At 70.3% G+C, this 22,345-nt stretch carries 19 protein-coding genes; 15 read left to right on the top strand and 4 right to left on the bottom strand.

What is annotated here, in order from left to right:
• Positions 1–78 precede the first annotated feature (78 nt).
• From infB to AC3RXZ_RS03855, 3 genes are all read left to right on the top strand, one after another.
• Positions 79–2,802 (top strand): translation initiation factor IF-2, encoded by a 2,724-nt coding sequence (gene infB / locus AC3RXZ_RS03865; protein WP_491493217.1) that lies wholly within the window; start codon positions 79–81, stop codon positions 2,800–2,802.
• 72 nt (positions 2,803–2,874) lie between these two features.
• Complete coding sequence (gene rbfA / locus AC3RXZ_RS03860) at positions 2,875–3,300, top strand: 30S ribosome-binding factor RbfA (protein ID WP_243225006.1); 426 nt, start codon at positions 2,875–2,877, stop codon at positions 3,298–3,300.
• Between the two features lie 100 nt (positions 3,301–3,400).
• Positions 3,401–5,599: a LuxR C-terminal-related transcriptional regulator gene (locus AC3RXZ_RS03855; protein WP_491493216.1), complete on the top strand. Its 2,199-nt coding sequence runs from the start codon at positions 3,401–3,403 to the stop codon at positions 5,597–5,599.
• 5 nt (positions 5,600–5,604) lie between these two features.
• On the opposite strand, the gene AC3RXZ_RS03850 is transcribed toward AC3RXZ_RS03855, so the two are convergent.
• On the bottom strand, positions 5,605–6,501 hold the full coding sequence (locus tag AC3RXZ_RS03850; RefSeq protein WP_491493215.1) for an iron-sulfur binding domain-containing protein: 897 nt from the start codon (positions 6,499–6,501) through the stop codon (positions 5,605–5,607).
• 59 nt (positions 6,502–6,560) lie between these two features.
• Between AC3RXZ_RS03850 and AC3RXZ_RS03845 the strand changes: the two genes are divergently transcribed.
• The 8 genes from AC3RXZ_RS03845 (at position 6,561) to AC3RXZ_RS03810 (ending at position 13,860) form a co-directional block, all read left to right on the top strand.
• The gene (locus tag AC3RXZ_RS03845) at positions 6,561–7,199 is read left to right on the top strand and encodes a hypothetical protein (RefSeq protein ID WP_491493214.1); all 639 of its coding nucleotides are present in this window, start codon (positions 6,561–6,563) and stop codon (positions 7,197–7,199) included.
• Positions 7,200–7,230: 31 nt separating this feature from the next.
• On the top strand, positions 7,231–8,124 hold the full coding sequence (gene truB / locus AC3RXZ_RS03840) for a tRNA pseudouridine(55) synthase TruB (RefSeq protein WP_491493213.1): 894 nt from the start codon (positions 7,231–7,233) through the stop codon (positions 8,122–8,124).
• Complete coding sequence (locus AC3RXZ_RS03835) at positions 8,121–8,489, top strand: hypothetical protein (RefSeq protein WP_491493212.1); 369 nt, start codon at positions 8,121–8,123, stop codon at positions 8,487–8,489. Before truB ends, AC3RXZ_RS03835 begins: the two co-directional genes overlap by 4 nt.
• Before the next feature lie 54 nt (positions 8,490–8,543).
• A complete protein-coding gene (locus tag AC3RXZ_RS03830) occupies positions 8,544–8,963 on the top strand; it encodes a hypothetical protein (RefSeq protein ID WP_491493211.1) in 420 nt (139 codons plus the stop codon).
• Entirely contained in the window at positions 8,960–9,910 is a 951-nt protein-coding gene (locus AC3RXZ_RS03825; protein ID WP_243225011.1) for a bifunctional riboflavin kinase/FAD synthetase, read from the top strand. The genes AC3RXZ_RS03830 and AC3RXZ_RS03825 overlap by 4 nt, the downstream gene beginning before the upstream one ends.
• Positions 9,911–9,955: 45 nt before the next feature.
• The gene (locus AC3RXZ_RS03820) at positions 9,956–10,324 is read left to right on the top strand and encodes a hypothetical protein (RefSeq protein ID WP_243225012.1); all 369 of its coding nucleotides are present in this window, start codon (positions 9,956–9,958) and stop codon (positions 10,322–10,324) included.
• Between the two features lie 154 nt (positions 10,325–10,478).
• Entirely contained in the window at positions 10,479–12,635 is a 2,157-nt protein-coding gene (locus tag AC3RXZ_RS03815; RefSeq protein WP_243225013.1) for a DEAD/DEAH box helicase, read from the top strand.
• A gap of 196 nt (positions 12,636–12,831) precedes the next feature.
• A complete protein-coding gene (locus AC3RXZ_RS03810; RefSeq protein WP_243225014.1) occupies positions 12,832–13,860 on the top strand; it encodes a 6-phosphofructokinase in 1,029 nt (342 codons plus the stop codon).
• Between the two features lie 152 nt (positions 13,861–14,012).
• Here the strand turns inward: AC3RXZ_RS03810 and AC3RXZ_RS03805 are convergent, their stop codons facing one another.
• Together AC3RXZ_RS03805 and AC3RXZ_RS03800 are read right to left on the bottom strand one after the other, a co-directional pair.
• Positions 14,013–14,846, bottom strand: a complete 834-nt coding sequence (locus tag AC3RXZ_RS03805; protein ID WP_491493210.1) for an endonuclease domain-containing protein — start codon at positions 14,844–14,846, stop codon at positions 14,013–14,015.
• 207 nt (positions 14,847–15,053) lie between these two features.
• Positions 15,054–17,150, bottom strand: coding sequence for a S9 family peptidase (locus AC3RXZ_RS03800; protein ID WP_491493209.1), 2,097 nt, complete (start codon positions 17,148–17,150; stop codon positions 15,054–15,056).
• 153 nt (positions 17,151–17,303) lie between these two features.
• On the opposite strand from AC3RXZ_RS03800, the gene AC3RXZ_RS03795 reads away from it, so the two are divergent.
• Genes AC3RXZ_RS03795 through AC3RXZ_RS03780 form a run of 4 tightly spaced genes read left to right on the top strand, consistent with a single transcriptional unit; the run spans position 17,304 to position 21,428 of the window.
• Positions 17,304–18,656 carry an inorganic phosphate transporter gene (locus tag AC3RXZ_RS03795; protein ID WP_243225017.1) on the top strand — a complete coding sequence of 451 codons (1,353 nt, stop codon included), beginning with the start codon at positions 17,304–17,306 and terminating at the stop codon, positions 18,654–18,656.
• Positions 18,653–18,988, top strand: coding sequence for a peptidase (locus AC3RXZ_RS03790; protein ID WP_243225018.1), 336 nt, complete (start codon positions 18,653–18,655; stop codon positions 18,986–18,988). Before AC3RXZ_RS03795 ends, AC3RXZ_RS03790 begins: the two co-directional genes overlap by 4 nt.
• Positions 18,989–19,008: 20 nt before the next feature.
• Positions 19,009–19,932 carry a metallophosphoesterase gene (locus AC3RXZ_RS03785; RefSeq protein ID WP_243225019.1) on the top strand — a complete coding sequence of 308 codons (924 nt, stop codon included), beginning with the start codon at positions 19,009–19,011 and terminating at the stop codon, positions 19,930–19,932.
• Between the two features lie 53 nt (positions 19,933–19,985).
• Positions 19,986–21,428, top strand: a complete 1,443-nt coding sequence (locus AC3RXZ_RS03780; RefSeq protein ID WP_491493208.1) for an aspartate ammonia-lyase — start codon at positions 19,986–19,988, stop codon at positions 21,426–21,428.
• Between the two features lie 15 nt (positions 21,429–21,443).
• On the opposite strand, the gene AC3RXZ_RS03775 is transcribed toward AC3RXZ_RS03780, so the two are convergent.
• On the bottom strand, positions 21,444–22,313 hold the full coding sequence (locus AC3RXZ_RS03775; protein ID WP_491493207.1) for a fumarylacetoacetate hydrolase family protein: 870 nt from the start codon (positions 22,311–22,313) through the stop codon (positions 21,444–21,446).
• Positions 22,314–22,345 lie beyond the last annotated feature (32 nt).

Below are 22,345 nucleotides of genomic sequence, written 5' to 3'. Positions count from 1 at the left end.
AGTGAACGGCTCGAAATGAGACCCGTCCGCGACTAGTGGTCTGCCCTGCCTGGGTGGACCGACCCAGACAGGAGAATTGTGGCTGCCAAACCACGTGTGCACGAGATCGCCGCTGAACTCGGCGTCGACAGCAAGGTCGCACTCGCCAAGCTCAAGGAGCTCGGCGAGTTCGTGAAGAGCCCGTCGTCGACCATCGAACCGCCGGTGGCGCGCAAGCTGCGCGCGGCGATCGAGGCCGACGGAGCCGCGAAGCCCGCGGCCAAGGCGGAGCCCGCGAAGCCGAAGGCTGCGCCCGCCCCCAAGCCCGGCGCCGCGGCGCCGACCCCCGGTCCGAAGCCGGGCCCGAAGCCGGCCCCCGAGACGCCGGCCGCGGCTGCCCCGGCGCCCTCCGCGCCGACCCCGGCGCCCGCTCCGGCTGCACCCAAGCCCGCCGACAAGGGTGCCCCCAAGCCCGGGGACAAGGCCGCACCCAAGCCCGGTGCTCCGCGCCCGGGCAACAACCCGTTCGCGTCCTCGCAGGGCATGGGCCAGCGTCCCGCCGGCCCGCGTCCCGGCAACAACCCGTTCGCCTCTTCGCAGGGCATGGGCCAGCGTCCGACCCCGGGTAACATCCCGCGGCCGCAGGCTCCGCGTCCCGGCGCTCCGCGCCCTGGTGCCCCGCGTCCCGGCTCGCCGCGTCCCGGCGCTCCGCGCGGCGGTCAGGGCGGTCGTCCCGGCGCTCCGTTCCAGCAGCGTCCCGGCGGCCCCGGTCGCCCAGGCGGCGGCGGTGCGGGCGGTGGCTTCCAGCGTCCCGCCGGCGGTTTCGCCGGTCGTCCCGGTGGCGGCGGAGGCCGCGGTCGTGGACCCGGCGGTGGCACGGCCGGAGCCTTCGGAAAGGGAGGCGGCAAGAGCAAGCAGCGCAAGTCGCGGCGGGCGAAGAGGCAGGAATTCGAGATGCGGTCGGCGCCGGTCGTCGGCGGCGTCAACGTCCAGAAGGGTAACGGCGAGACCATCCGGCTCCGCCGCGGCGCTTCGATCGCCGACTTCGCGGACAAGCTCGAGGCGCTGAACGGCTACACCGTCCAGCCCGGGACGCTCGTCACGATCCTGTTCAACCTGGGCGAGATGGCCACGGCCACCGAGTCCCTGGACGAGGCGACCTTCGAGGTCCTCGGAGCCGAGCTCGGCTACAAGATCCAGATGGTCTCGCCCGAGGACGAGGACAAGGAGCTCCTCGAGGGCTTCGGTCTCGACCTCGAGCAGGAGCTGGCCGAGGAGGACGACTCCGACCTCGAGATCCGTCCTCCGGTGGTCACCGTCATGGGTCACGTCGACCACGGTAAGACCCGCCTTCTCGACGCCATCCGCAAGACCAACGTCATCGAGGGCGAGGCCGGCGGCATCACCCAGCACATCGGTGCCTACCAGGTCTGGACCGAGCACGAGGACATCGAGCGCGCCATCACCTTCATCGACACCCCGGGTCACGAGGCGTTCACCGCCATGCGCGCCCGCGGTGCGCAGGTGACCGACCTCGCGATCCTCGTGGTCGCGGCCGACGACGGCATCATGCCGCAGACGGTGGAGGCGCTGAACCACGCCCAGGCGGCGAACGTGCCGATCGTGGTCGCGGTCAACAAGGTCGACAAGCCCGAGGCCAACCCGGCGAAGGTGCGCCAGCAGCTCACCGAGTACGGACTGGTGGCCGAGGAGTACGGCGGCGACGTCATGTTCGTCGACGTCTCGGCCCGTGCCGGCACCGGCATCCAGGAGCTCCTGGACGCGGTCCTGCTGACGGCCGACGCGGGTCTCGACCTGCGCGCGAACCCGAACAAGGCCGCTCGAGGCGTCGCCATCGAGGCGAAGCTCGACAAGGGCCGCGGTTCGGTCGCGACCGTGCTCATCCAGTCCGGAACCCTCCGGATCGGCGATGCGATCGTCGCGGGCACCGCCTACGGACGCGTGCGCGCCATGATCGACGAGAACGGCGATGCGGTCGAGGAGGCCGCACCGTCCCGTCCGGTCCAGGTGCAGGGTCTGAACTCCGTGCCCCGCGCCGGTGACGTGTTCATCGTCACCGAAGAGGACCGGATGGCCCGCCAGATCGCCGAGAAGCGCGAAGCCGTCGAGCGCAACGCCCAGCTGGCCAAGGCCCGCAAGCGCATCTCGCTCGAGGACTTCACCCGCGCTCTCGAAGAGGGCAAGGTCGAGACGCTCAACCTCATCATCAAGGGCGACGTGTCCGGTGCCGTCGAGGCGCTGGAGGAGTCGCTGCTCAAGATCGAGGTCGACGACTCCGTCCAGCTGCGCATCATCCACCGCGGCGTCGGTGCGATCACCGAGAGCGATGTGAACCTGGCGACGATCGACAACGCGATCATCGTCGGATTCAACGTCCGACCCGACACCAAGGCCCGTGAGGCCTCGGTGCGCGAGGGCGTGGACATCCGCTTCTACTCGGTCATCTACAACGCGATCGACGAGATCGAGAACTCCCTCAAGGGCATGCTCAAGCCGGAGTTCGAAGAGGTCCAGTCGGGTGTCGCCGAGATCCGCGAGGTGTTCCGCTCCTCGAAGTTCGGCAACATCGCCGGTGTCATCGTGCGGTCGGGGACCATCACGCGCAACGCCAAGGCGCGCGTCATCCGCGACGGCGTCGTCATCGCCGATGGCCTGGCCATCGAGTCGCTGCGTCGCTTCAAGGACGATGTCACCGAGGTCCGCACGGACTTCGAGGCCGGTATCGGCCTCGGCAAGTACAACGACATCCAGGTCGGCGACGAGATCGAGACCACCGAGATGGTGGAGAAGCCGCGGGGCTGATCGCCATGTGACTCGTCGGGCGGGGATGCACTGCGCATCCCCGCCCGACGAGTCTCGACGAGGGAGAAGGAAATGGCTGGAGAACGACAGGCACGCCTCGCGGATCGCATCCGCGTCATCCTGGCGGAGCGGCTCGACAAGGGCCTGCGCGACCCGCGTCTGGGCTACGTCACCATCACCGACGTCCGGGTCTCGGGCGATCTGCAGCACGCCAGCGTCTTCTACACCGTGCTGGGCACCGACGAGGAGCGCGTCTCCAGCGCCGCTGCCCTGACCTCGGCGACCGGGATGCTGCGGACCGAGGTCGGACGTCAGCTCTCGACCCGTCTCGTGCCCACGCTGGAGTTCATCCCCGACGCCCTGCCCGAGACCGCGGACCACATCTCCGCGCTGCTGCGCGAGGCGCAGGAGCGGGACGCCGCGGTCGCGGAACTCGCCTCCACGGCCACGCACGCCGGGGACGCCGACCCGTATCGGTCGGACGACGACGAGGACTGAGTTCCCGGCAGACAGAGCCTCGCTGCACGCGCGGCCGTCGACGGTTTGCTAGCCTGTTCGCCGATCGCGCCGCTTCCGCGGCGTCGGGAGAGCGGGTCTCATGGGCGACACCGGCGCACGGCGCGCGGCCGACGCCCGCCCCGAGGGCGGGCCGGACGCGCAGGTCGTGCTGGATGCCGTCGCCGAGCTGCGCTCCCAGGGGATCGTCGTGGCACCGCACGTGCTCGCCCGGCTGCAGGCGCGCGCGGGCACCGACCGTGCCCTGCTCGGCGAGATCGCCCTGTCGCTCACGGCTGCGCAGCGCCACGGGCATCGGGCGCTGCCGGTGCCACTGCCCGTCCCGCAGGCGATCGCGTCCTCCGTCGAGCGGCTCGCCGCCGGGTCGACGGAGCGCGATGCCCTCGTGGTGCTCGCGCTGAGCTCGACCGACCGCCTCGATGCCTACCTCGCCGTCACGGGTCTGACCACCGAGCAGCTCTCGGTCGGCATCCTCGGTGAATGCCTCGACGTCGCGGCCGGCCGCGTCGCGCTGCGCGAACCCGCGCTCGGGGAATGGCTCCAGGCGTCCGCGACGGCGGCGGAATCCGCGTCGGCGCACGAGCGGTTGAGCATCCACCACGCAGAGGCGGGAGACGAGGTCAGGGCCGCGTGGCACACGGCACGCGGCGCGAGCGCCAAGGCACCGGGCGCGGCCGCCGTCCTGCTCACTGCCGCACGCCGGCTCTTGGCGGAGGGGCAGTCGCTCTCCGCCTTCCACGTCGCCGTCGAGGCCTTCGACCACGCCGAGGGCATCCAGGCCGAGGACGCCAGGCGAGTCGCCGGAGACGCCGCTCTCTGCGCCGGGCTCGTCGCGGATGCCGTCGACTGGCTGGGCAGCCTGTTCCCGGCGGGGACCGCGGAGCAACGGACGCGGGCCCTCACGCCTCTCGTGATCGCGGAGACGGCGCTGCGCGGAGCGCTGCCCATCGCGGATCCGGCGGCGCACCGTCCGGACCACGACGAGGCGGCGAGCTGGACGGCCTGGGCGCGGACGGCCGGCATGGCGGCGATGCTGTCCGCGGAGCGCGGTGCCGACGCCGCCATGCGCATGTGGCTGGCCGAGGCCCGCGAGGCGGATGTCCGCGCGGGCGCCGGCGGTGCGATCCGGGATCCTGCCGCCGCCCTGTGCTGGCTGCTCAGCGGAGACCCGTCTGATCCGATTCCGGACGGCACGCTGTCGTTCGGCGTCGCGGCCGCCGTGCGCAGAGCCCTGGACGGGGAGATCGAGGACGGCCTCGGCATCCTGGCCCGGCATGAGGCCGGCATCGCGGAGGAGAAGGACCCCTTCCTGCACGGCTTCGAGCGCACACCGCTGGCCGGCGCGTATCGCGCCGTCGTCGAGGTGCTGCTGCGCTTCTGGCAGGGCGATGCGGCTGCCGCCCGTGCCCGCCTCGACGACGCGCTCGTCCGCCTTCCGATCGGTCTGCCGTTCGCCGGACTCGGCGTCGTGCTCGCCCGGCGACTGGACCTCGCGATACTCGGCCGGATCGGACTCGCGACGCAGAGCGCGACGGATGCGCTGCCCACCGGCATCCGGCTCGATGCCCTCGTGGACCGGGCGCTTCAGGCGTACCTCGCGGGCTCGGTCCAGGAGGCCGCCGCGCACATGCGGCTGTGGCACGACCGGGGCGCACCGGCTCCACCGCTTGCCGTCCCCGGACTCGAGGAGCTCGGGGACGGGGACTCATCTCCCGCAGTCGAACCGCCCGATCAGCGCCTGGCGTCGGAGCTGTACCGGCGGATCCGCACAGTCGCCCAGGGGGCATGGCAGCACGAGTACCCGTCGATCGCCGAGCGAGTGCGCGCGGTGAGATCGCCGTTCACGCGCGCTCGCGTCGAGGCGCTGCTCGGAACGACGTGCGTGATCCGCGGAGACCGCGTCGCCGGCCGGCGGCACCTGCACTCGGCGCACAGTCTCTTCACGGATGCCGGAGCCGATGCCTGGCGCGACAGCGTCGGTCGCCGGCTGGTCCGCCTCGGGGAGCAGATCGAGCAGCTCGCGGGGCTGGAGACCGTGCCGATCCCCGTGGTGGATCCGCTGGCGGCCTGCCGTGCGGCGTGGGAGCCGCTCGTCACCGAGCGCGAGCTCCAGGTCGCGATGCTCGTGGTCGAGGGCGCGTCCAACCGCGACATCGCGGAACGGCTGCAGTTGTCGGTGCGCACCGTCGAGGTGCACCTCGGCCGGGTCTTCGCGAAGCTCGACGTGCGCAGCAGGGCGGAGCTCATCGTGCTCGCGCACCGCACCGGCCGGCACCTCTGACCCGGTCATCCCGGCAGCGACAGAAACCCGTCCGACGCTTCGGCGAGGCCGTCGGCGATGAGCGAGTCGATCGCCCGATCGCGCTGCACGGGATCCGGCCAGTCCGGGATGACGCTGACCTGCGGGACGCCGGCCGGAGCCGCGTCCCGCAGCGTCCGCAGCACGGCCCCCCTCGCCTGACGGTCGGACCCCTCGTACCGGGCCTGCCTGCGGCGGGTGTCCTCGCCGGCAGGACGGCCCGCGGCGAGCCAGCGGCACTCCCGGTGGATCGGGCAGCGGTCGCACCGAGGGGACCGCGCGGTGCAGACGACCGCCCCGAGCTCCATCATCGCCGCGTTGAACAGCGCGGATTCCGCGGGCTCGGCCGGAAGGGCGTCCGCCATCGTCGCCAGATCCCGTCGTGACGGCGACCCCGGCTGGGCTGCGCCCCCGACGGCGCGGGCGAGCACACGGCGCGTGTTGGTGTCGACGACCGCGTGGTGATCCCCGTAGGCGAACACCGCCACGGCGCGGGCGGTGTAGTCGCCGATCCCCGGCAGTGCCAGGAGCGCCTCTACATCGCGAGGCACCACGCCGTCGTGGCGTTCGGCGACGGCGATCGCTGCGCCGTGCAGCCACAGCGCCCGGCGCGGATATCCGAGATTCGCCCACTGCGTCACGACCTCCGCGGGCGTCGCCAGGGCCATCGCGGTCGGCGTGGGCCAGCGTCTCAGCCAGGCCTCCAGGTGAGGGATGACCCGCGTCACCGGCGTCTGCTGGAGCATGAACTCGCTCACGAGGACGCCCCAGGCGCCGTACGCCTCATGGAACTCCGGTCGGCGCCACGGCAGGTCCCGAGCCTCGGACAGATACCAGTCCGAGACCCCGCTGAGGTCGGGGAGGGGTGTCGGAGTCGGGGGCACCTGGTTAGCCTAGACGGACGATCCATGCTCATCGACGGGGGAGAGCAGGGAGGGACGCCATGAGAGTCTTCCGGAGCGCCGCTGCGCTGCTGGCGGTGACGTTGCTGCTGGCGGGATGCTCCACGGCCGCGGAGGGACCGGAGACCGCGCCGTCCACGACCGGGCCGACGTCGACGGCGACGGCGGAGGAGACCGCATCGCCGACTCCGGCACCGGATCCTGCGGATCCGGCGACGTGGACCATCAGCGCCGAGGGGATCGGACCCGTGCACATCGGCGGTGACTTCGACGGCACCCTGGCGGACCTGCCCACCAGCTGGACGAGCGACGGCGCGGCCTGCTCATGGGCGGCGTTCTGGAATGCGCCCGACGCGTCATACAGCATGCACTTCGTGCGCGGGTCGGAGAACCAGAGCGACCCGATCTCGGAGGTCTCGGCATCCACCATGGCGGATGCCGTGAGCGGACCCGTCGGTCCGGTGACGGCCGAGGGGCTGGGCGTCGGCGCGGCTCGGGACGAGATCCTCGCCGGATATCCGGATGCCGAGGAGGGCACCGGCGCCGTGGACGGCGAGTGGATCCGGATCCCGTCGGACGGGGAGGCACAGATCTTCTTCCAGTTCCTCACGGGAGCCGACCTCGCGTGGGCGGTCACCGTCACCACTCGCGACGAACCCTCCTACGAGGTCTGCGGCTGATCGCTGCTCGCGTGCTCGGTAGGCTGGGGGGATGGTCTCACCCGGCATCCTGCTCGTCGACAAGCCGGGCGGAATCACCAGTCACGACGTCGTCTCGCGCACGCGTCGCGCGTTCGGCACCCGCAAGGTCGGCCATGCCGGAACGCTCGATCCGATGGCGACGGGCCTGCTGGTCATCGGCATCGAGGGGGCCACGCGGCTGCTGACCTACATCGTCGGCGCTGACAAGACCTACACGGCGACGATCCGTCTGGGGGCGACCACGTCCACCGACGATGCCGAGGGGGAACCGCTGACGACGGCGGACGCCGCGGCGCTCGCGGCCGTCTCCGACGAGCGGATCGCGGCCGGGGTCGCGGCGCTCACCGGCGCGATCTCGCAGATCCCCAGCGCCGTGTCGGCGATCAAGGTCGACGGACGACGTGCCTACGACCGGGTCAGGGCGGGGGAGAGCGTCGAACTGGCCGCCCGGCAGGTGACCGTCTCGCGCTTCGCCGTGCTCCGACGGCGCGACGTCGACGGCGCGATCGACCTCGACGTCGTCGTGGACTGCTCTTCCGGCACATACATCCGGGCGCTGGCACGCGACCTGGGCGCCGACCTCGGCGTCGGCGGCCATCTGACGGCTCTGCGGCGCACGCGGGTCGGTCCGTTCGACGTCGCCGACGCCGTGCCGGTCGACGGACTCGCGGACGCCACCGCGTTGAGCCCGGCCGAGGCAGCCGCCCGCGTTCTCGCGCGTCTCGACGTGACCGGCGACGAGGCCCGCGACCTCCGCCACGGCAAGCGGCTCGCGGGGCAGGCCGCGCGTGTCGCGGCCTTTCCCGCCGCGGCGATCGACCCTGACGGAGCACTCGTCGGCATCGTGGAGCGCCGTGGCGCCGACCTCAAGAGCGCGATGAACATGCCCGAGGAGGCCCGATGATCCTCTGGTTCACGATCCTGCAGATCGTGGTGGCGGTCGCGGTCGGCCTGTTCTGCGTGACGGCGGGACTGTCGGGCAGACGCCCGAGCGACTACACGGTGGGCAGCCTCGCGCTCGTCGAGCTGCTGCTGATCGTTCAGGTCGTCATCGCGATCATCGCCCCGGTTGCCGGCAACCCTCCGACCGGAGACCTGCTGGAGTACTGGGTGTACCTCGTGTCCGCCGTCCTGCTCCCGATCGGCGGGGTTCTGTGGGCCCTCATGGAGCGCAGCAGGTGGAGCACCGTGATCCTCGGCGTCGTCGCCCTGGCCGTCGCCGTCATGGCCTGGCGGATGCAGGTGATCTGGACCGTGCAGATCGCGTGACGACATCGGGCGCGCGCATACCCGGATCCGCACCCGCCTAAACTGGTAGGCGCTATGAGCACCACCGCCACCCGCACCAGGATGACCGGCATCGGACGGGTCCTCGTCATCGTCTACGCCGTGATGGCGCTGGCGGCCACCGGCCGCAGCTTCGTCCAGATCGTGCAGCGCTTCGACGAGGCGCCGCTGAGCTACGCGCTGTCCGCCGCGGCCGCGGTGGTGTACATCCTGGCGACTCTGGCCCTCGTGCTCTCGAATCGCCGGGGGTGGTACACGATCGCGTGGATCGCGATCGTGTTCGAGCTCGCCGGCGTGCTCGTGGTGGGGACGCTGAGCCTGGTGCTGCCAGAGCTCTTCCAGCACGAGACGGTGTGGTCGCTGTACGGCCGCGGGTACGTGTTCATCCCCCTGGTCCTGCCGCTCTTCGGCCTGTGGTGGCTGCGTTCGCACCGACCCGCCGCGGTTGAGGCATGATCGTCTTCCGTGATCCGGCCGAGGTGCCGGACGACTTCGGCCGGTCGGCTGTCGCGATCGGAAAGTTCGACGGCGTGCACGCGGGGCATCGAGCGGTCATCGCCCGGCTCCGCGAGGACGCCGCGGCCACCGGAGCGCGCGCGGTCGCTGTGACGTTCGACCGCAATCCGCTCTCGGTGCTGCGGCCGGAACGCTGCCCCGAGAACGTCGTCAGCACCGAACGGAAGCTGGAGCTGCTGGGGGAGCTCGGACTGGACGCCACGCTCGTGCTCCGCTTCGACGCCGAGCTCGCGAACCGGGAGGCCGAGGACTTCGTCCGCACGATCCTGGTGGACGCCCTGCGCATCGAGACGATCCTGGTGGGCCGCGACTTCCGGTTCGGCCGCGGCGGTGCCGGCACTCCCGAGCTGCTGCGGCGGCTCGGGGCCGATCTCGGCTTCACCGTCGACCTGGTCGAAGACGTCCTCCCCACCGGGTCCGAGCGCCGGGTCTCGTCGAGCTGGATCCGCGAGCTGCTCGCGGAGGGCGACGTCGAGAAGGCGCAGGAGCTGCTCGGGCGGCCCGTGGACGTGCGCGGCGAAGTCGTGCACGGGCTCAAGCGCGGCCGGGAGCTCGGGTTCCCGACCGCCAATCTGTCGGATGCCGTGGACGCTCTGGTTCCGGCGGACGGCGTCTATGCGGGATGGCTCATGGACCACGACACGGGCATCCGGCATCCGGCGGCGGTGTCGGTCGGCACGAACCCCACCTTCGACGACGTGCCGCGCCGGCAGGTCGAGGCGCACGTGCTCGACGAGGCCGGGCTCGACCTGTACGGGCACGATGTCACGGTGCAGTTCACGCACCGACTGCGCGGCATGGTGGCCTTCGAGGGCATCGAGAAGCTCAAGGACCAGATCGCGGCGGACGTCGACGCAGCGCGCGAACTGCTGAGCGCCGGCGACTGAGACGAGCTCTTCCGCCGGACGGCCCGCTGCCTCTACCATGGGCGCGTGGAGCTGTGGCAGATCGTCGTGGCGGAGGCGCCCAAGGCGCCGAACCTCTGGGGAGCGCTGGGGTGCGCGATGGCGTACGCCGCAGCGCTGCTCGCCGCGCTCGATGCCTTCGCCGATCTGCTGCTCGCCCGAGGTCAGAGCACCCCGGGCCGGCTCGGGCCTGCGCAGGGGCTCAAGTTCGGCGGGAAGCTGGCAGCGGCGGGCATCACCGTGAGCTCGGCGGGCATCGTGCTCGCGCTGGATGCGAACTGGTTCGCCCTGATCGCGCTGTCGACGACGTTCGTCGCGGTCATCGTGGTCGCGCTCGTCGCGCTGCGCCGCGCCGGTCGCTCGGCGACGGCACCCGCGGGCCCGGTGATGGCGTAAAATGGCGGCAGGCTCTACAGCGCGTTCGATGTGACGAACGCGGGGGAGTCGGGTTTGATCCCGTCCGCACGGTCCTGGCTGGCGCCACACGCGGACATCGAGAACGGCTCGGAGGCCGTCTGCGGCACTCCGGCGATTCACGCTCAGGAGGAGCATGCCGACTACGGCAACCGCCGCGACGCGGCGCAGGAAGACGTCCCGTCGAGACGACGAGGCACCGCTGATCCCGATCCTCGCGCGCAAGGTGCGCGAGGTGGAGGCGAAGGCGCAGCGGGGGAAGCTGGGACCGACCAACCGGGTCAAGTTCCAGGTCATCGCCTTTCTCGTTCGCGAGGAGCGCGCACGGGTCAAGGCGGATGGCGAGATCGCCGACGCCGCCAGGGCGGAGCTGCTCAAGCGGCTGGACGGCGTCGCCACGATCCTCGCCAAGACGGCGGCGCGCGACACCTCGTTGATCCAGCTGCTGGAAGTCGACTCGGCCACGAGCCCGGTGGCCAAGCGCATGCGCAGGGACTGGCTCCTCGAATCCGGTGCGGAGCTGGCGCCGGAAGAGCTCATCATCACAGACATCGCGCCGGTGGTGCAGGCATCCGTCGTTCCGGCGGCCGCAGCCGAGCGGCAGGTGACCCCGCCGTCGGTCGAGGCCAGGCAGCTCGCGAACCCGTTCCTCGCGCCCGACCTGACCCCGCGTCCGGCATCGACGCCGCGCCGTCGGCTGGACGGGTGGGAGCTCATGGGCCCGTTGTACAAGGCGTTCGAGACCGGCGCCGGTGGCGCCTCGGCGACGATGGATCTGCCGCCGACGCCCGAGTTCGACCACGTCTCGCCCAAGGGGCTGGACGTCATGGCGCACCAGTCGCGCTTCCTCGAGTCGGTGAGGGCCGGCCACCGCAGCTTCCTGCTCGCGGATGAGCCGGGACTCGGCAAGACCGCGCAGTCGGTGCTGGCGGCGTCCGTCGCGGGAGCGTACCCGCTGCTGGCCGTCGTTCCGAACGTCGTGAAGATGAACTGGGCCCGCGAGGTCGAGCGGTGGACGCCGCAGCGCAGGGCGACGGTGATCCAGGGGGACGGCGACGACATCGACGCGTTCGCCGACGTGTTCATCGTCAACTACGAGATCCTCGACCGCCACCTTTCCTGGCTCGGGTCCATCGGGCTGCGCGGAATGGTCGTCGACGAGGCGCACTTCATCAAGAACCTCACCTCGCAGCGTTCGCAGAACGTGCTCGCGCTCGCCTCCCGCGTCCGGGAGCAGACGCCTGGCGGCAAGCCGCTCCTGATGGCGCTGACCGGAACGCCGCTGATCAACGACGTCGAGGACTTCGACGCGATCTGGCGATTCCTGGGATGGACCACGGGTGACAAGCCGGGGCCCGAGCTCATGGACAAGCTCGATGCCACCGGGCTCACCCCGGCGGACAAGTCGTTCTACGCCGAGGCCCGCGACGCCGTCATCTCGATGGGCATCGTCCGCCGCAAGAAGAAGGACGTCGCGGCGGACCTCCCGGACAAGCTCATCGCCGACCTCCCGGTCCAACTGGACGACGAGTACGGGCGCAGCATCCGTCAGGCCGAGCGCGAACTCGGCGAGCGTCTCGCGGCGAAGTACCGCAGGATCATCGAGGCGCGCGGGGACCGCGGCCTCGCGCCCGGCGAGATCGACGACGACATCGTCCGACTGGTCGCGACGGGGGAGCTCGAGGAGTCCAAGGCCGCGGGCACCGGGGGCGACAACGTCTTCACGATGGTGCGCAGGATCGGTCAGGCCAAGGCGCAGCTCGCCGCGGACTACGCCGCGCAGTTGCAGCGTTCGGTGGGCAAGGTGGTGTTCTTCGCCAAGCACATCGACGTGATGGACCAGGCCGAGGCGCACTTCGCGGCGTCGGGCATCCGCTACGTCTCGATCCGCGGCGACCAGACGACACCGGCGCGTCAGCAGGCGATCGACGACTTCAACGGCGACGAGGGCGTGGGTGTGGCGGTCTGCTCGCTCACGGCTGCCGGCGTCGGGCTCAACCTCCAGGCGGCGTCCAACGTCGTCCTGGCCGAGCTCAGCTGGACGGCGGCCGAGCAGACGCAGGCCATCGACCGCGTGCACCGCATCGGGCAGGACGAGCCCGTCACGGCATGGCGGATCATCGCGGCGCACACGATCGACACCAAGATCGCCGAACTCATCGACCAGAAGCAGGGGCTCGCGGCCCGTGCCCTGGACGGCGAGGCCATGGCGGAGGCCGCGAGCGAGTCGGTGCAGCTGGCCGCGCTCATGCACCTGCTGCGGCAGGCTCTGGGCGGAGAGGACGGGCGTTAAGAACAGGACTTCTTGAGGCCCGTTCGACCCCGTTTCGACGGCGGAGCGCGAAGATCGACGAGATTGTGGTCTGAGCCGCGCAAGAACCTTCGTTTTCGACGCCTGGAATGGCGCGTGGGAGCCGATCGGCACTAGTGTCGATCTCAGGCAGCGTCGCCTCGTCCCCCTCCCGAATCGAACGAGTGAAGGCAGCAGCATGAAGATCGGCATCCTCACCTCTGGCGGCGACTGCCCCGGCCTGAACGCGGTCATCCGCGGCATCGTGCTCAAGGGCACGACGGCGTACGACCTCGAGTTCGTCGGGATCCGCGACGGGTGGCGCGGGGTCGTCGAGGGCGACTTCATGCCGCTCACCCGGCACGAGGTCAAGGGGCTGTCGAAGGTCGGCGGGACCATCCTCGGCACCAGCCGCACCAACCCCTACGAGGGCGAGCGCGGCGGGGCCGACAACATCGCCAAGACGCTGTACGGCCACAAGATCGACGGCATCGTCGCGATCGGCGGCGAAGGCACCCTCGCCGCGGCGGACCGGCTGGCGAAGGACGGCATCAAGGTGCTCGGCGTCCCGAAGACGATCGACAACGACCTGCGCGCGACGGACTACTCGTTCGGCTTCGACACAGCGGTGAACATCGCCACCGACGCGATGGACCGTCTGCGGACCACCGGCGACTCGCACCAGCGCTGCATGGTCGCCGAGGTCATGGGGCGCCACGTCGGCTGGATCGCGCTGCACGCCGGCATGGCCGCCGGTGCGCACGTGATCTGCATCCCCGAGGTGCCGATGTCGATCGACGACATCGCCGAGCTCGTGACCAGTGCCCACGATCGCGGTCGGGCCCCGCTGGTCGTCGTCTCCGAGGGCTTCAAGCTCCTCGGCATGGACGAGGCGTACAGCGACAAGGGCCTGGATGCGTTCAACCGGCCTCGCCTCGGCGGGATCGGCGACCAGCTCGCCCCGGAGATCGAGCGGATCACCGGCATCGAGACCCGTGCGACGATCCTCGGACACATCCAGCGCGGCGGCTCCCCGTCCGCCTTCGACCGCGTGCTCGCAACGCGGCTCGGCCTTCACGCCGCGGATGCGATCGTCGACGGCGCGTGGGGTCAGATGGTCGCCATGCAGGGCACCGACATCGTCCGCGTGCCGTTCGCAGACGCGCTCGGCGAGCTCAACACCGTCCCGCGCTACCGCTACGACGAGGCCGCGGCGCTGTTCGGCTGATACCCGCCGGGCTCGCCGCGTGGCGAGACGACCGCGTTCTGCTTCGGATCCGGACTTCCGCTTCAGGTCCGGAGTTCTGCCGCCGGTTCTTCCGGATTCGGAGCGATCGTTCGGATCCCGGTGTCTGGTGGTGATCGCACCGGGTGACGTGGTCACGCCGCCAGGTGCAGTCCCTGCACGACGGCAGAGCGGACGATCTCCACGACCTTCTCGGGCTGGAACAGTACCTGGACGTAATCGAAGCGCAGGACGGTGTAGCCGCGAAGCCGCAGCCGCGCATCCGCCTCAATGTCACGGCGGCGAGCGACGGGATCGCTGTGATGTGCGAACCCGTCGAGCTGCACGACGAGGCGATCGCCGATCAGCGCGTCGACCGGGTGCCCATCGATCCACACCTGTTGACGCACGGCGATGCCGACGCTCCGCATGAGCTCGAGGAAGTGCGTCTCGAGGCCAGAGTCGGACAGCGCGCCGGCGAGATCGGCCAGTCGGCGCGCGCGCGTGCTTCGCCAGCGGATGCCTTGCAGAACCGAAGCATCGACCAGACGCTTGTTCAGCGCCGATTCCCAGATCGCCATGGCGCCGACGGGTTCCACGCACCGGGCGACGTGATGGAGCACGTTGATGAGGGGATCCACCGTGGCCCGTGCACCGACCGGAGCCGGCCCGCCGGACCAGTGCACGCGAAGTCCGGTGGACTCCAGTCGTGTGGCACCTGGAGCGACCACCACGTGCACATCCTCATGCGCAGGCGTCCAGAGACCGATCCTCTCGGCGGCGCTTACGCAGGTGAGGCGGCCGCCGACGCGTACCGCTGCGACGATCGCGGCATCGCAGTCGTCGAGCACGATCCAGGATCGACGGATCCGAAGCACCCCGCCGCCGCGTACCGATGCCGAGACGGCCGACCTGCTGAACCCGGCCGCATAGATGTCCGATGTATGCGCTGCGCCGCCGCGACGGCGGAGCCACTCCTCGAGGAACATGCCGCCACTATGCCTGCGTGGAAAGACCACGACTCACCGGATTCGTTGTGCTGTGGAGAGACCCCGTCTCACGTCCTTCTGTGCAGGACGAGTACGGCGACACGGAATTCCGGAGGATCGCGTGAGATCCGGACGAATCGGGCGCGACTTTCCGGATCTGGAGCGATCCTCCGGATCCGGGAGACCCGGTCGGGCCGCGGCGCGCGGCTACTCGGCGAGGCCCAGCACGTCGAGCATCCACGCCAGCTCGAACGCGCGCTCCCGCCATGAGTTGTACCGCCCGCTGACGCCGCCGTGACCGGCGACCATCTCGCACTTCATCAGCACGTCGCTCGCCCCGGCGTCCCGCAGCCGCGCGACCCACTTCGCCGGCTCCACGTACGCCACACGCGTGTCGTTGAGCGAGGTCATGGCGAGGATGCGCGGGTGGCGCACGCCGTCCTGGACGTTCTCGTAGGGGGAGTACGACTTCATGTACGCGTACACCTCCGGGTCGTGCAGCGGGTCTCCCCATTCGTCCCACTCGATCACGGTCAGAGGCAGCGACGGGTCGAGGATCGTCGTGAGCGCATCCACGAACGGCACAGATGCCAGGATGCCTCCGAACAGTTCGGGCGCGAGGTTCGCGACCGCGCCCATGAGCAGGCCGCCGGCACTGCCGCCCTCGGCCACGATCCGATCCCGAGTGGTCACGCCGGTCCTCACCAGATGCTCGGCGCACGCGACGAAGTCCGTGAACGTGTTGCGCTTGTGCAGCAGCTTCCCGTCCTCGTACCACTGCCGTCCCATCTCGCCTCCGCCGCGCACGTGCGCGACAGCGAAGACGACGCCGCGGTCCAGCTCCGAGAGCCGCGCGACGGAGAACCCGGGATCGATCGAGTGCTCGTAGGATCCGTAGCCGTACAGGTGCAGCGGTCTCGGCGCGTCGCCGGGCGCTCCGAACGAGCGCTTCCACACCAGGGAGATCGGCACCCTGGTGCCGTCGGGTGCCGCGGCCCACGCCCGCTCCTGGCCGTACTCCGCCGGGTCGTAGCCTCCCAGCACCGGCTGCCGCTTGCGCAGGATCAGCTCTCGCGTGGCGAGGTCCAGGTCGTACACGGTGCCCGGAGTCACGAACGAGCCGTAGCCCAGCCGCAGGAACGGCGAATGCCACTCCGGGTTCCCGCTCACCCCCGCGGAGTACAGCGGCTCGTCGAAGGACAGCTCCTCGACCGCATCCGTCGCGTAATCGAGCAGGCCGACGCGCTCCAGACCCTCCCGGCGATACTCGACCGTCGCGAAGTCGCGGAAGGCGTCCATGCCCAGCAGTCGGCGGCCGGGCTCATGCGCGAGCACGACACGACGCTCGCCCTGCGGGTCGGACGCCGCCACCGACACGAGCTCGAAGTCCAGTGCCTCGTCGTTGTGCAGGACGTAGAGCCGGTCCTCTCCGTCGACCACGGCGTGCTCGATGGAGTACTCCACGCCCTCCCGACGCGGCCACACCAGGCGGGGCGTCGCGGTCACATCCCCGGACAGGTCGACGACGTACTCCTCGCTCGTGATGCTCGACCCCACGCCGATCACGAGGTACTTCCGGCTGCGCGTGATGCCCGCACCCAGCCAGAACTTCTCATCCGGCTCGTGGAAGAGCTTCACGTCGTCCTCGACGGGCGTTCCCAGGCGATGCAGCCACAGGGTGTCCGGACGCCACGCGTCGTCGCGCGTCGTGTAGAGGATCCCGGTCCCGTCGGGCGTGAAGAAGGCGCCGCCGGTGTCCGGGATCTCGTCGGCGAGCGTCTCCCCGGTAACGAGGTCGCGCACGTGCACGGTGTACAGCTCGTCGCCGGCGAAGTCCGTCGACCACAGCAGCCGCGTCGCATCGTCCGAGGTGTCGAACGCCCCCAGGGCGAAGAACTCGTGGCCCTCCGCCTCGGCGTTGCCGTCCAGCAGGATCTCCTCGCCCGGCACCGGAACACCGGGCTCGAGCACCGGGGGAGTCCAGTCGTCGGGGGCGGCCTTCGCTCGGCAGTGGATGCCGTACTGGGCGCCCTCCTCGGTGCGGCTGTAGTACCACCAGTCGCCGCGGCGCGTGGGCACCGAGAGGTCCGTCTCGAGGACGCGCCCCTTGATCTCCTCGAAGATCCGCTCCCGCAGACCGGCCAGGTGGGCGGTGGCGTCGTCGGCGTACGCGTTCTCGGCTTCGAGGTGCGCGATCACCTCGGGAGAGTCCTTGTCCCGCAGCCACTCGTAGGGGTCCTGGAACGTGTCCCCGTGGTGCGTGCGGACGTGCGGACGGCGGGCGGGGCGTGGGGCGTCGATCACCGTTCCACGTTAGCCGAGCCCGAGTTGACCGGCACCGGCGACGATGGGAGGATTTACCGGGGCCGGTAAACGGAAGTAAAACCCACGGTGAACTCTTCGTTCACCACGTCGATCACGTCGACACCTCCCTTCCCGAACGACCGAAAGCGAACGGTGGAAACCGCAGCCCTCATCGTCGTGCTGGTGATCCTGCTGGCACTCTTCTTCGACTTCACGAACGGCTTCCACGACACCGCGAACGCGATGGCGACGCCCATCGCGACCGGTGCCCTCAAGCCCAAGACCGCCGTGCTGCTGGCGGCCGTGCTGAACCTCGTCGGCGCCTTCCTGTCCACCGAGGTCTCCAAGACCATCTCCGGCGGCATCATCCAGGAGGACGCCATCCGGCAGTCCGGCGCCGAACTTTTCCTGGCGCTGATCTTCGCGGGCCTCATCGGCGCCATCACCTGGAACATGCTCACGTGGCTCCTGGGTCTTCCGTCCAGCTCCTCGCACGCCCTCTTCGGCGGACTGATCGGCGCGACGCTCGTCGGCGCGGGGCTGGGCGGCATCGACTTCGGCATGGTGCTGTCGAAGATCGTGCTCCCGGCCCTGATCGCCCCGCTCACCGCCGGGATCATCGCGTTCATCGCGACGAAGATCGCGTACGCGATCACACGCCGCTACGACAACAAGCCGGACGGCCGCGACGGCTTCCGCTGGGGGCAGATCTTCACGTCCTCGCTCGTGGCGCTGGCGCACGGCACGAACGACGCGCAGAAGACGATGGGCGTGATCACGCTCGCGCTGATCACGATCGGATGGCAGTCCGCGGCGCACCACGAACCCGAGTTCTGGGTCATCGTCGCGTGCGCCTTCACGATCGCTCTCGGCACCTACCTCGGCGGCTGGCGGATCATCCGGACCCTCGGCAAGGGCCTCACCGAGGTCAAGCCCGCGCAGGGCTTCTCGGCCGAGAGCTCCACGGCCGCGACGATCCTCGCCTCAAGCGCTCTGGGCTTCGCGCTGTCGACGACGCAGGTGGCCTCCGGGTCGGTCATCGGCTCGGGTCTCGGCCGCCGCGGTTCCACCGTCCGCTGGCGCACCGCGGGGCGCATCGCGATCGGATGGCTGCTGACGCTTCCGGCCGCCGGGGCCGTGGGCGCATTCGCGGCGCTGCTCGTGCTGTGGATGGGCCTGTGGGGCGTGGCGATCGATGCCGTCCTGGCGGTCGTGATCATCCTCGGACTCTTCCTGCGCTCCAAGCGCAACGAGGTGACGCACGCCAACGCCATGAGCGATGTCGCCGAGTCGGGCCACGCGGTCGAGCTGCCCGACACTCCGCCACCGACGCGCCGCCAGCAGCGCATCGAGCAGGCCCGCGCCGAGGCGAAGGCGCGTCAGAAGGCCAAGGCGGACGCCAAGGCGAAGGCGAAGGCGGACTCGAAGACCAAGGCCGAGGCGAAGGCGAAGAAGAAGCAGCCCCTCGCCGCCGACGGCGACGCGAAGCAGGAGAAGGGCGAATGAGCATCTCCATCGACTGGCTGGCCTTCCTGCAGGTCTTCGCCGCGGCGCTCATCGGAGCAGCCTCCATCGTCACCTTCTACGCCCTGGGCCTGCGCCTGCTGGTCCGCAGCGGCCACGCCCCGGTCGTGAGCCCCGCCGAGTTCACCGACGCGATCACCGTGATCAGCGAGAAGGAGCTGAAGCGGGCCGAGAAGCAGGCCGCGAAGGCCGCGAAGAAGAGTCCACTCACGGACGGCCAGAAGCGGCTGGCGCTGATCGGCGCCTACGCCTGCTTCGTGATGTGCGCCGCGGCCGTCGTCGCCGGCATCCTCATCATCGTGATCGGGCACTGACCTCGCCGTAGGCTGGGGCCATGCCTGGCACTCACGTCCTCGGTCGCCACCAGCCGGCGTCGCACGCCCTCGTCCACGTCAGCGATCCGCACTTCCTCGCGGGCGGTGCGCAGCTCGCCGGCCGTTTCGACGTCGCGGAGACCTTCGACCGGACCCTCGAGGCGATCACGTCGGCGCACCCGTCGCCGGACGCGATCATCATCACGGGCGATCTCGCCGACCTCGGCGAACCGGACGCCTATCGTCGGCTCCGCGATGCCGTGGAGCCGGTGGCCGCCCGCCTCGGTGCCGAACTCGTGTGGGTGGCCGGCAACCACGACGAGCGTCCTGTCCTTCGCCGCGAGCTGCTGGACGCCGCGGCCACGGAGGAGCCGGTCACGGTCGTCCGCGATCTGCACGGTCTGCGTCTCATCGCGCTGGATACCAGCGTGCCCGGCTGGCACCACGGCGATCTGGACGACGCGCAGCTGTCCTGGCTGGCCGACCAGCTCGCTACCCCCGCACCGCACGGCACGGTCCTCGCGATGCATCATCCGCCGCTTCCGAGCCACGTCCCGCTGTTCGACATCCTCGAGCTGCGGCATCAGGACGAACTGGCGGACGTCATCCGCGGCACGGACGTCCGCGCCATCCTCGCCGGTCACCTGCACTACTCCTCGCAGGGCACGTTCGCGGGCGTTCCGGTCAGCGTCGCTTCGGCGACCTGCTACACCATGAACGTCGCGCGCCCGCCCGCCGAGGTCAACGGGATGGATGCGGCGCAGTCGTTCCAGCTGGTGCACGTCTACCCGGACACCATCACGCACACGGTGGTGCCGGTCACTGATGCCGCCACCGCCGACACGTTCTCGGAGGCGTGGCTGGAGCGCATGGCCGCTCTGACCCCGGCCGAGCGGCTCGAGGCGTTCTCGCGCAAGCCGGGGTGGCGCAGCGCCGCGGACTAGACTGGGAGCATCCCCCGCTTCCCACCCAGCCACGACCCACGAGGATGTGACACATGGCCGCTGATGCGCCTGCCCTGACCCGTACCGAGAGCGATTCGCTCGGCAGCATGGAGATCCCCGCGGATGCCTATTGGGGCATCCACACGGCCCGCGCCGGAGCGAACTTCCCGATCAGCAAGCGGCCGATCTCGGTGTATCCGGATCTCATCCGGGCCCTCGCGATGGTGAAGCAGGCGAGCGCGCGCGCCAACAAGGAGATCGGCGTGCTGGACGCCGAGCGCGCCGACCTCATCGACGCGGCCGCGCAGCGGGTGATCGACGGCGAGTTCCACGACCAGTTCACGGTCGGGGTGATCCAGGGCGGCGCGGGCACGTCCACGAACATGAACGCGAACGAGGTGATCACCAACATCGCGCTCGAGATGGCCGGCCGTCCGAAGGGCGACTACGCGTTCCTCTCGCCGATCGATCACACCAACCGCAGCCAGTCCACGAACGACGTGTATCCGACCGCGATCAAGGTCGGGCTGTCGCTGAACCTGCGCTCCCTCCTGGAGGAGCTCGACCTGCTGCGCCGGTCGTTCCTGGCCAAGGCGGGCGAGTTCCACGACGTCCTGAAGGTGGGGCGCACGCAGCTCCAGGACGCCGTGCCCATGACGCTCGGCCAGGAGTTCCACGGCTTCGCCACGACTCTCGGCGAGGATCACAGCCGACTCACCGAGAACGCGTCGCTCATGTACGAGGTCAACATGGGTGCGACCGCCATCGGGACCGGCATCACGACGCACCCCGACTACGCGCGAGCCGTCATCGCGCATCTGCGCGACATCACGGGCCTCGACCTGGAGACCGCATCCGATCTCGTCGAGTCCACGAGCGACACGGGTGCGTTCATGTCGTTCTCGTCCTCCCTCAAGCGCAACGCGATCAAGCTGTCCAAGATCTGCAACGACCTGCGGCTGCTGTCGTCGGGCCCGCAGGCGGGTCTCGGCGAGATCAACCTGCCGGCGAAGCAGGCGGGCTCCAGCATCATGCCGGGGAAGGTCAACCCGGTGATCCCCGAGGTCGTCAACCAGGTCGCGTTCTCGGTGGTGGGCGCCGACGCCACGGTGACGATGGCGGTCGAGGGCGGGCAGCTGCAGCTGAACGCGTTCGAGCCGGTCATCGCGCACTCGATCTTCCAGTCGATCACCTGGATGCGCCAGGCGATGTGGACGCTGCGTGTGAACTGTGTCGACGGCATCACCGCGAACTCCGATCGCCTGGGCGCCATGGTGGGCGCGTCGGTCGGTGTCATCACGGCGCTCACGCCCTTCATCGGCTACGCGGCGGCGGCCGCGCTCGCCAAGACGGCCCTGCTGACGAACCGCAATGTGGCCGACCTCGTCGTCGAGGCCGAGCTCATGACGCGCGACGAGGTCACCAAGCAGCTCTCGCCGGCGCGGCTGTCTGGCCTGGAGGCCGTCACGCAGGCGATCCCGATCGTGAAGGAATGACCCCGGACCCGATGCTCAGCCGTGGATGCGGCAGTGCGTCGTCAGCTCGCCGATGCCGTCGATGCCGACCGTGACGGTCGAGCGGTCGCGGAGGAAGATCTGCGGGTCCCGCGAGTAGCCGGCGCCGCCGGGGCTGCCCGTGGAGATGAGCGTGCCGGGCAGCAGCGTGATCGACTGCGACAGGTGGGAGATGAGCTTCGCGACCGAGCGCACCATCTGTCCCGTCGACGCGTCCTGGACGGTGTGGCCGTCGACGACGGTCCAGATGTGCAGGTCCTGCGGATCGGCGACCTCGTCGGCGGTGACGACGACGGGGCCGGTGGGGGTGAACCCGTCGAAGGACTTGCAGCGTGACCACTGCGCCTCGGCGAACTGGATGTCCCTCGCCGTGATGTCGTTGACGACGGTGTAGCCCCAGACGTGGTCCAGGGCGTCCTCGACGGAGACGTCCTTCGCCGGCGTGCCGATGATCACGCCGAGCTCGGCCTCGTAGTCGACGGATTCGCTGAGAACGCGCGGCCAGGAGGTGGTCTGTTCGTGTCCGGTCAGGGAGTTCGGCCACAGCGTGAACACGGTGGGGGCGGTGTCGGTCTTGAGGCCGAGCTCGCTGGAGTGGGCGGCGTAGTTGAGCCCGACGGCCAGGACGACGGGAGGTGCGAGGACGGCCGACGCCCAGACGGCCTCGGAGACCGGATGCCGCGGGGCGGTGCCCTGCGCGAGGGCGACGCGCACGGCATCCAGCGCCGCGTCGCCGGCATCGATCAGATGCTGCAGCGTCGCGGGGGCCTGATCGATCAGGTCGGAGACGAGGATCGCGTCCGCGCGGTCGATGACCGCGAGCACGGCATCGGGCGAGTCGGAACGCACCAGGTGGGCGAATCGCATGCTCCTACGCTACCCGGATGTCCGGGGGAGAC

Source organism: Microbacterium cucumeris, assembly GCF_058349845.2.
Note: the sequence above shows the minus strand (reverse complement) of the source record. Positions and strands in the feature narration are given on the sequence as shown.

Coding starts and splice junctions, on each gene's coding strand:
- rbfA (WP_243225006.1), top strand. CDS start 2,875: ATGGCTGGAGAACGACAGGCACGCCTCGCGGATCGCATCCGCGTCATC.
- AC3RXZ_RS03855 (WP_491493216.1), top strand. CDS start 3,401: ATGGGCGACACCGGCGCACGGCGCGCGGCCGACGCCCGCCCCGAGGGC.
- AC3RXZ_RS03845 (WP_491493214.1), top strand. CDS start 6,561: ATGAGAGTCTTCCGGAGCGCCGCTGCGCTGCTGGCGGTGACGTTGCTG.
- truB (WP_491493213.1), top strand. CDS start 7,231: ATGGTCTCACCCGGCATCCTGCTCGTCGACAAGCCGGGCGGAATCACC.
- AC3RXZ_RS03835 (WP_491493212.1), top strand. CDS start 8,121: ATGATCCTCTGGTTCACGATCCTGCAGATCGTGGTGGCGGTCGCGGTC.
- AC3RXZ_RS03830 (WP_491493211.1), top strand. CDS start 8,544: ATGAGCACCACCGCCACCCGCACCAGGATGACCGGCATCGGACGGGTC.
- AC3RXZ_RS03825 (WP_243225011.1), top strand. CDS start 8,960: ATGATCGTCTTCCGTGATCCGGCCGAGGTGCCGGACGACTTCGGCCGG.
- AC3RXZ_RS03815 (WP_243225013.1), top strand. CDS start 10,479: ATGCCGACTACGGCAACCGCCGCGACGCGGCGCAGGAAGACGTCCCGT.
- AC3RXZ_RS03810 (WP_243225014.1), top strand. CDS start 12,832: ATGAAGATCGGCATCCTCACCTCTGGCGGCGACTGCCCCGGCCTGAAC.
- AC3RXZ_RS03805 (WP_491493210.1), bottom strand. CDS start 14,846: ATGTTCCTCGAGGAGTGGCTCCGCCGTCGCGGCGGCGCAGCGCATACA.
- AC3RXZ_RS03790 (WP_243225018.1), top strand. CDS start 18,653: ATGAGCATCTCCATCGACTGGCTGGCCTTCCTGCAGGTCTTCGCCGCG.
- AC3RXZ_RS03785 (WP_243225019.1), top strand. CDS start 19,009: ATGCCTGGCACTCACGTCCTCGGTCGCCACCAGCCGGCGTCGCACGCC.
- AC3RXZ_RS03780 (WP_491493208.1), top strand. CDS start 19,986: ATGGCCGCTGATGCGCCTGCCCTGACCCGTACCGAGAGCGATTCGCTC.
- AC3RXZ_RS03775 (WP_491493207.1), bottom strand. CDS start 22,313: ATGCGATTCGCCCACCTGGTGCGTTCCGACTCGCCCGATGCCGTGCTC.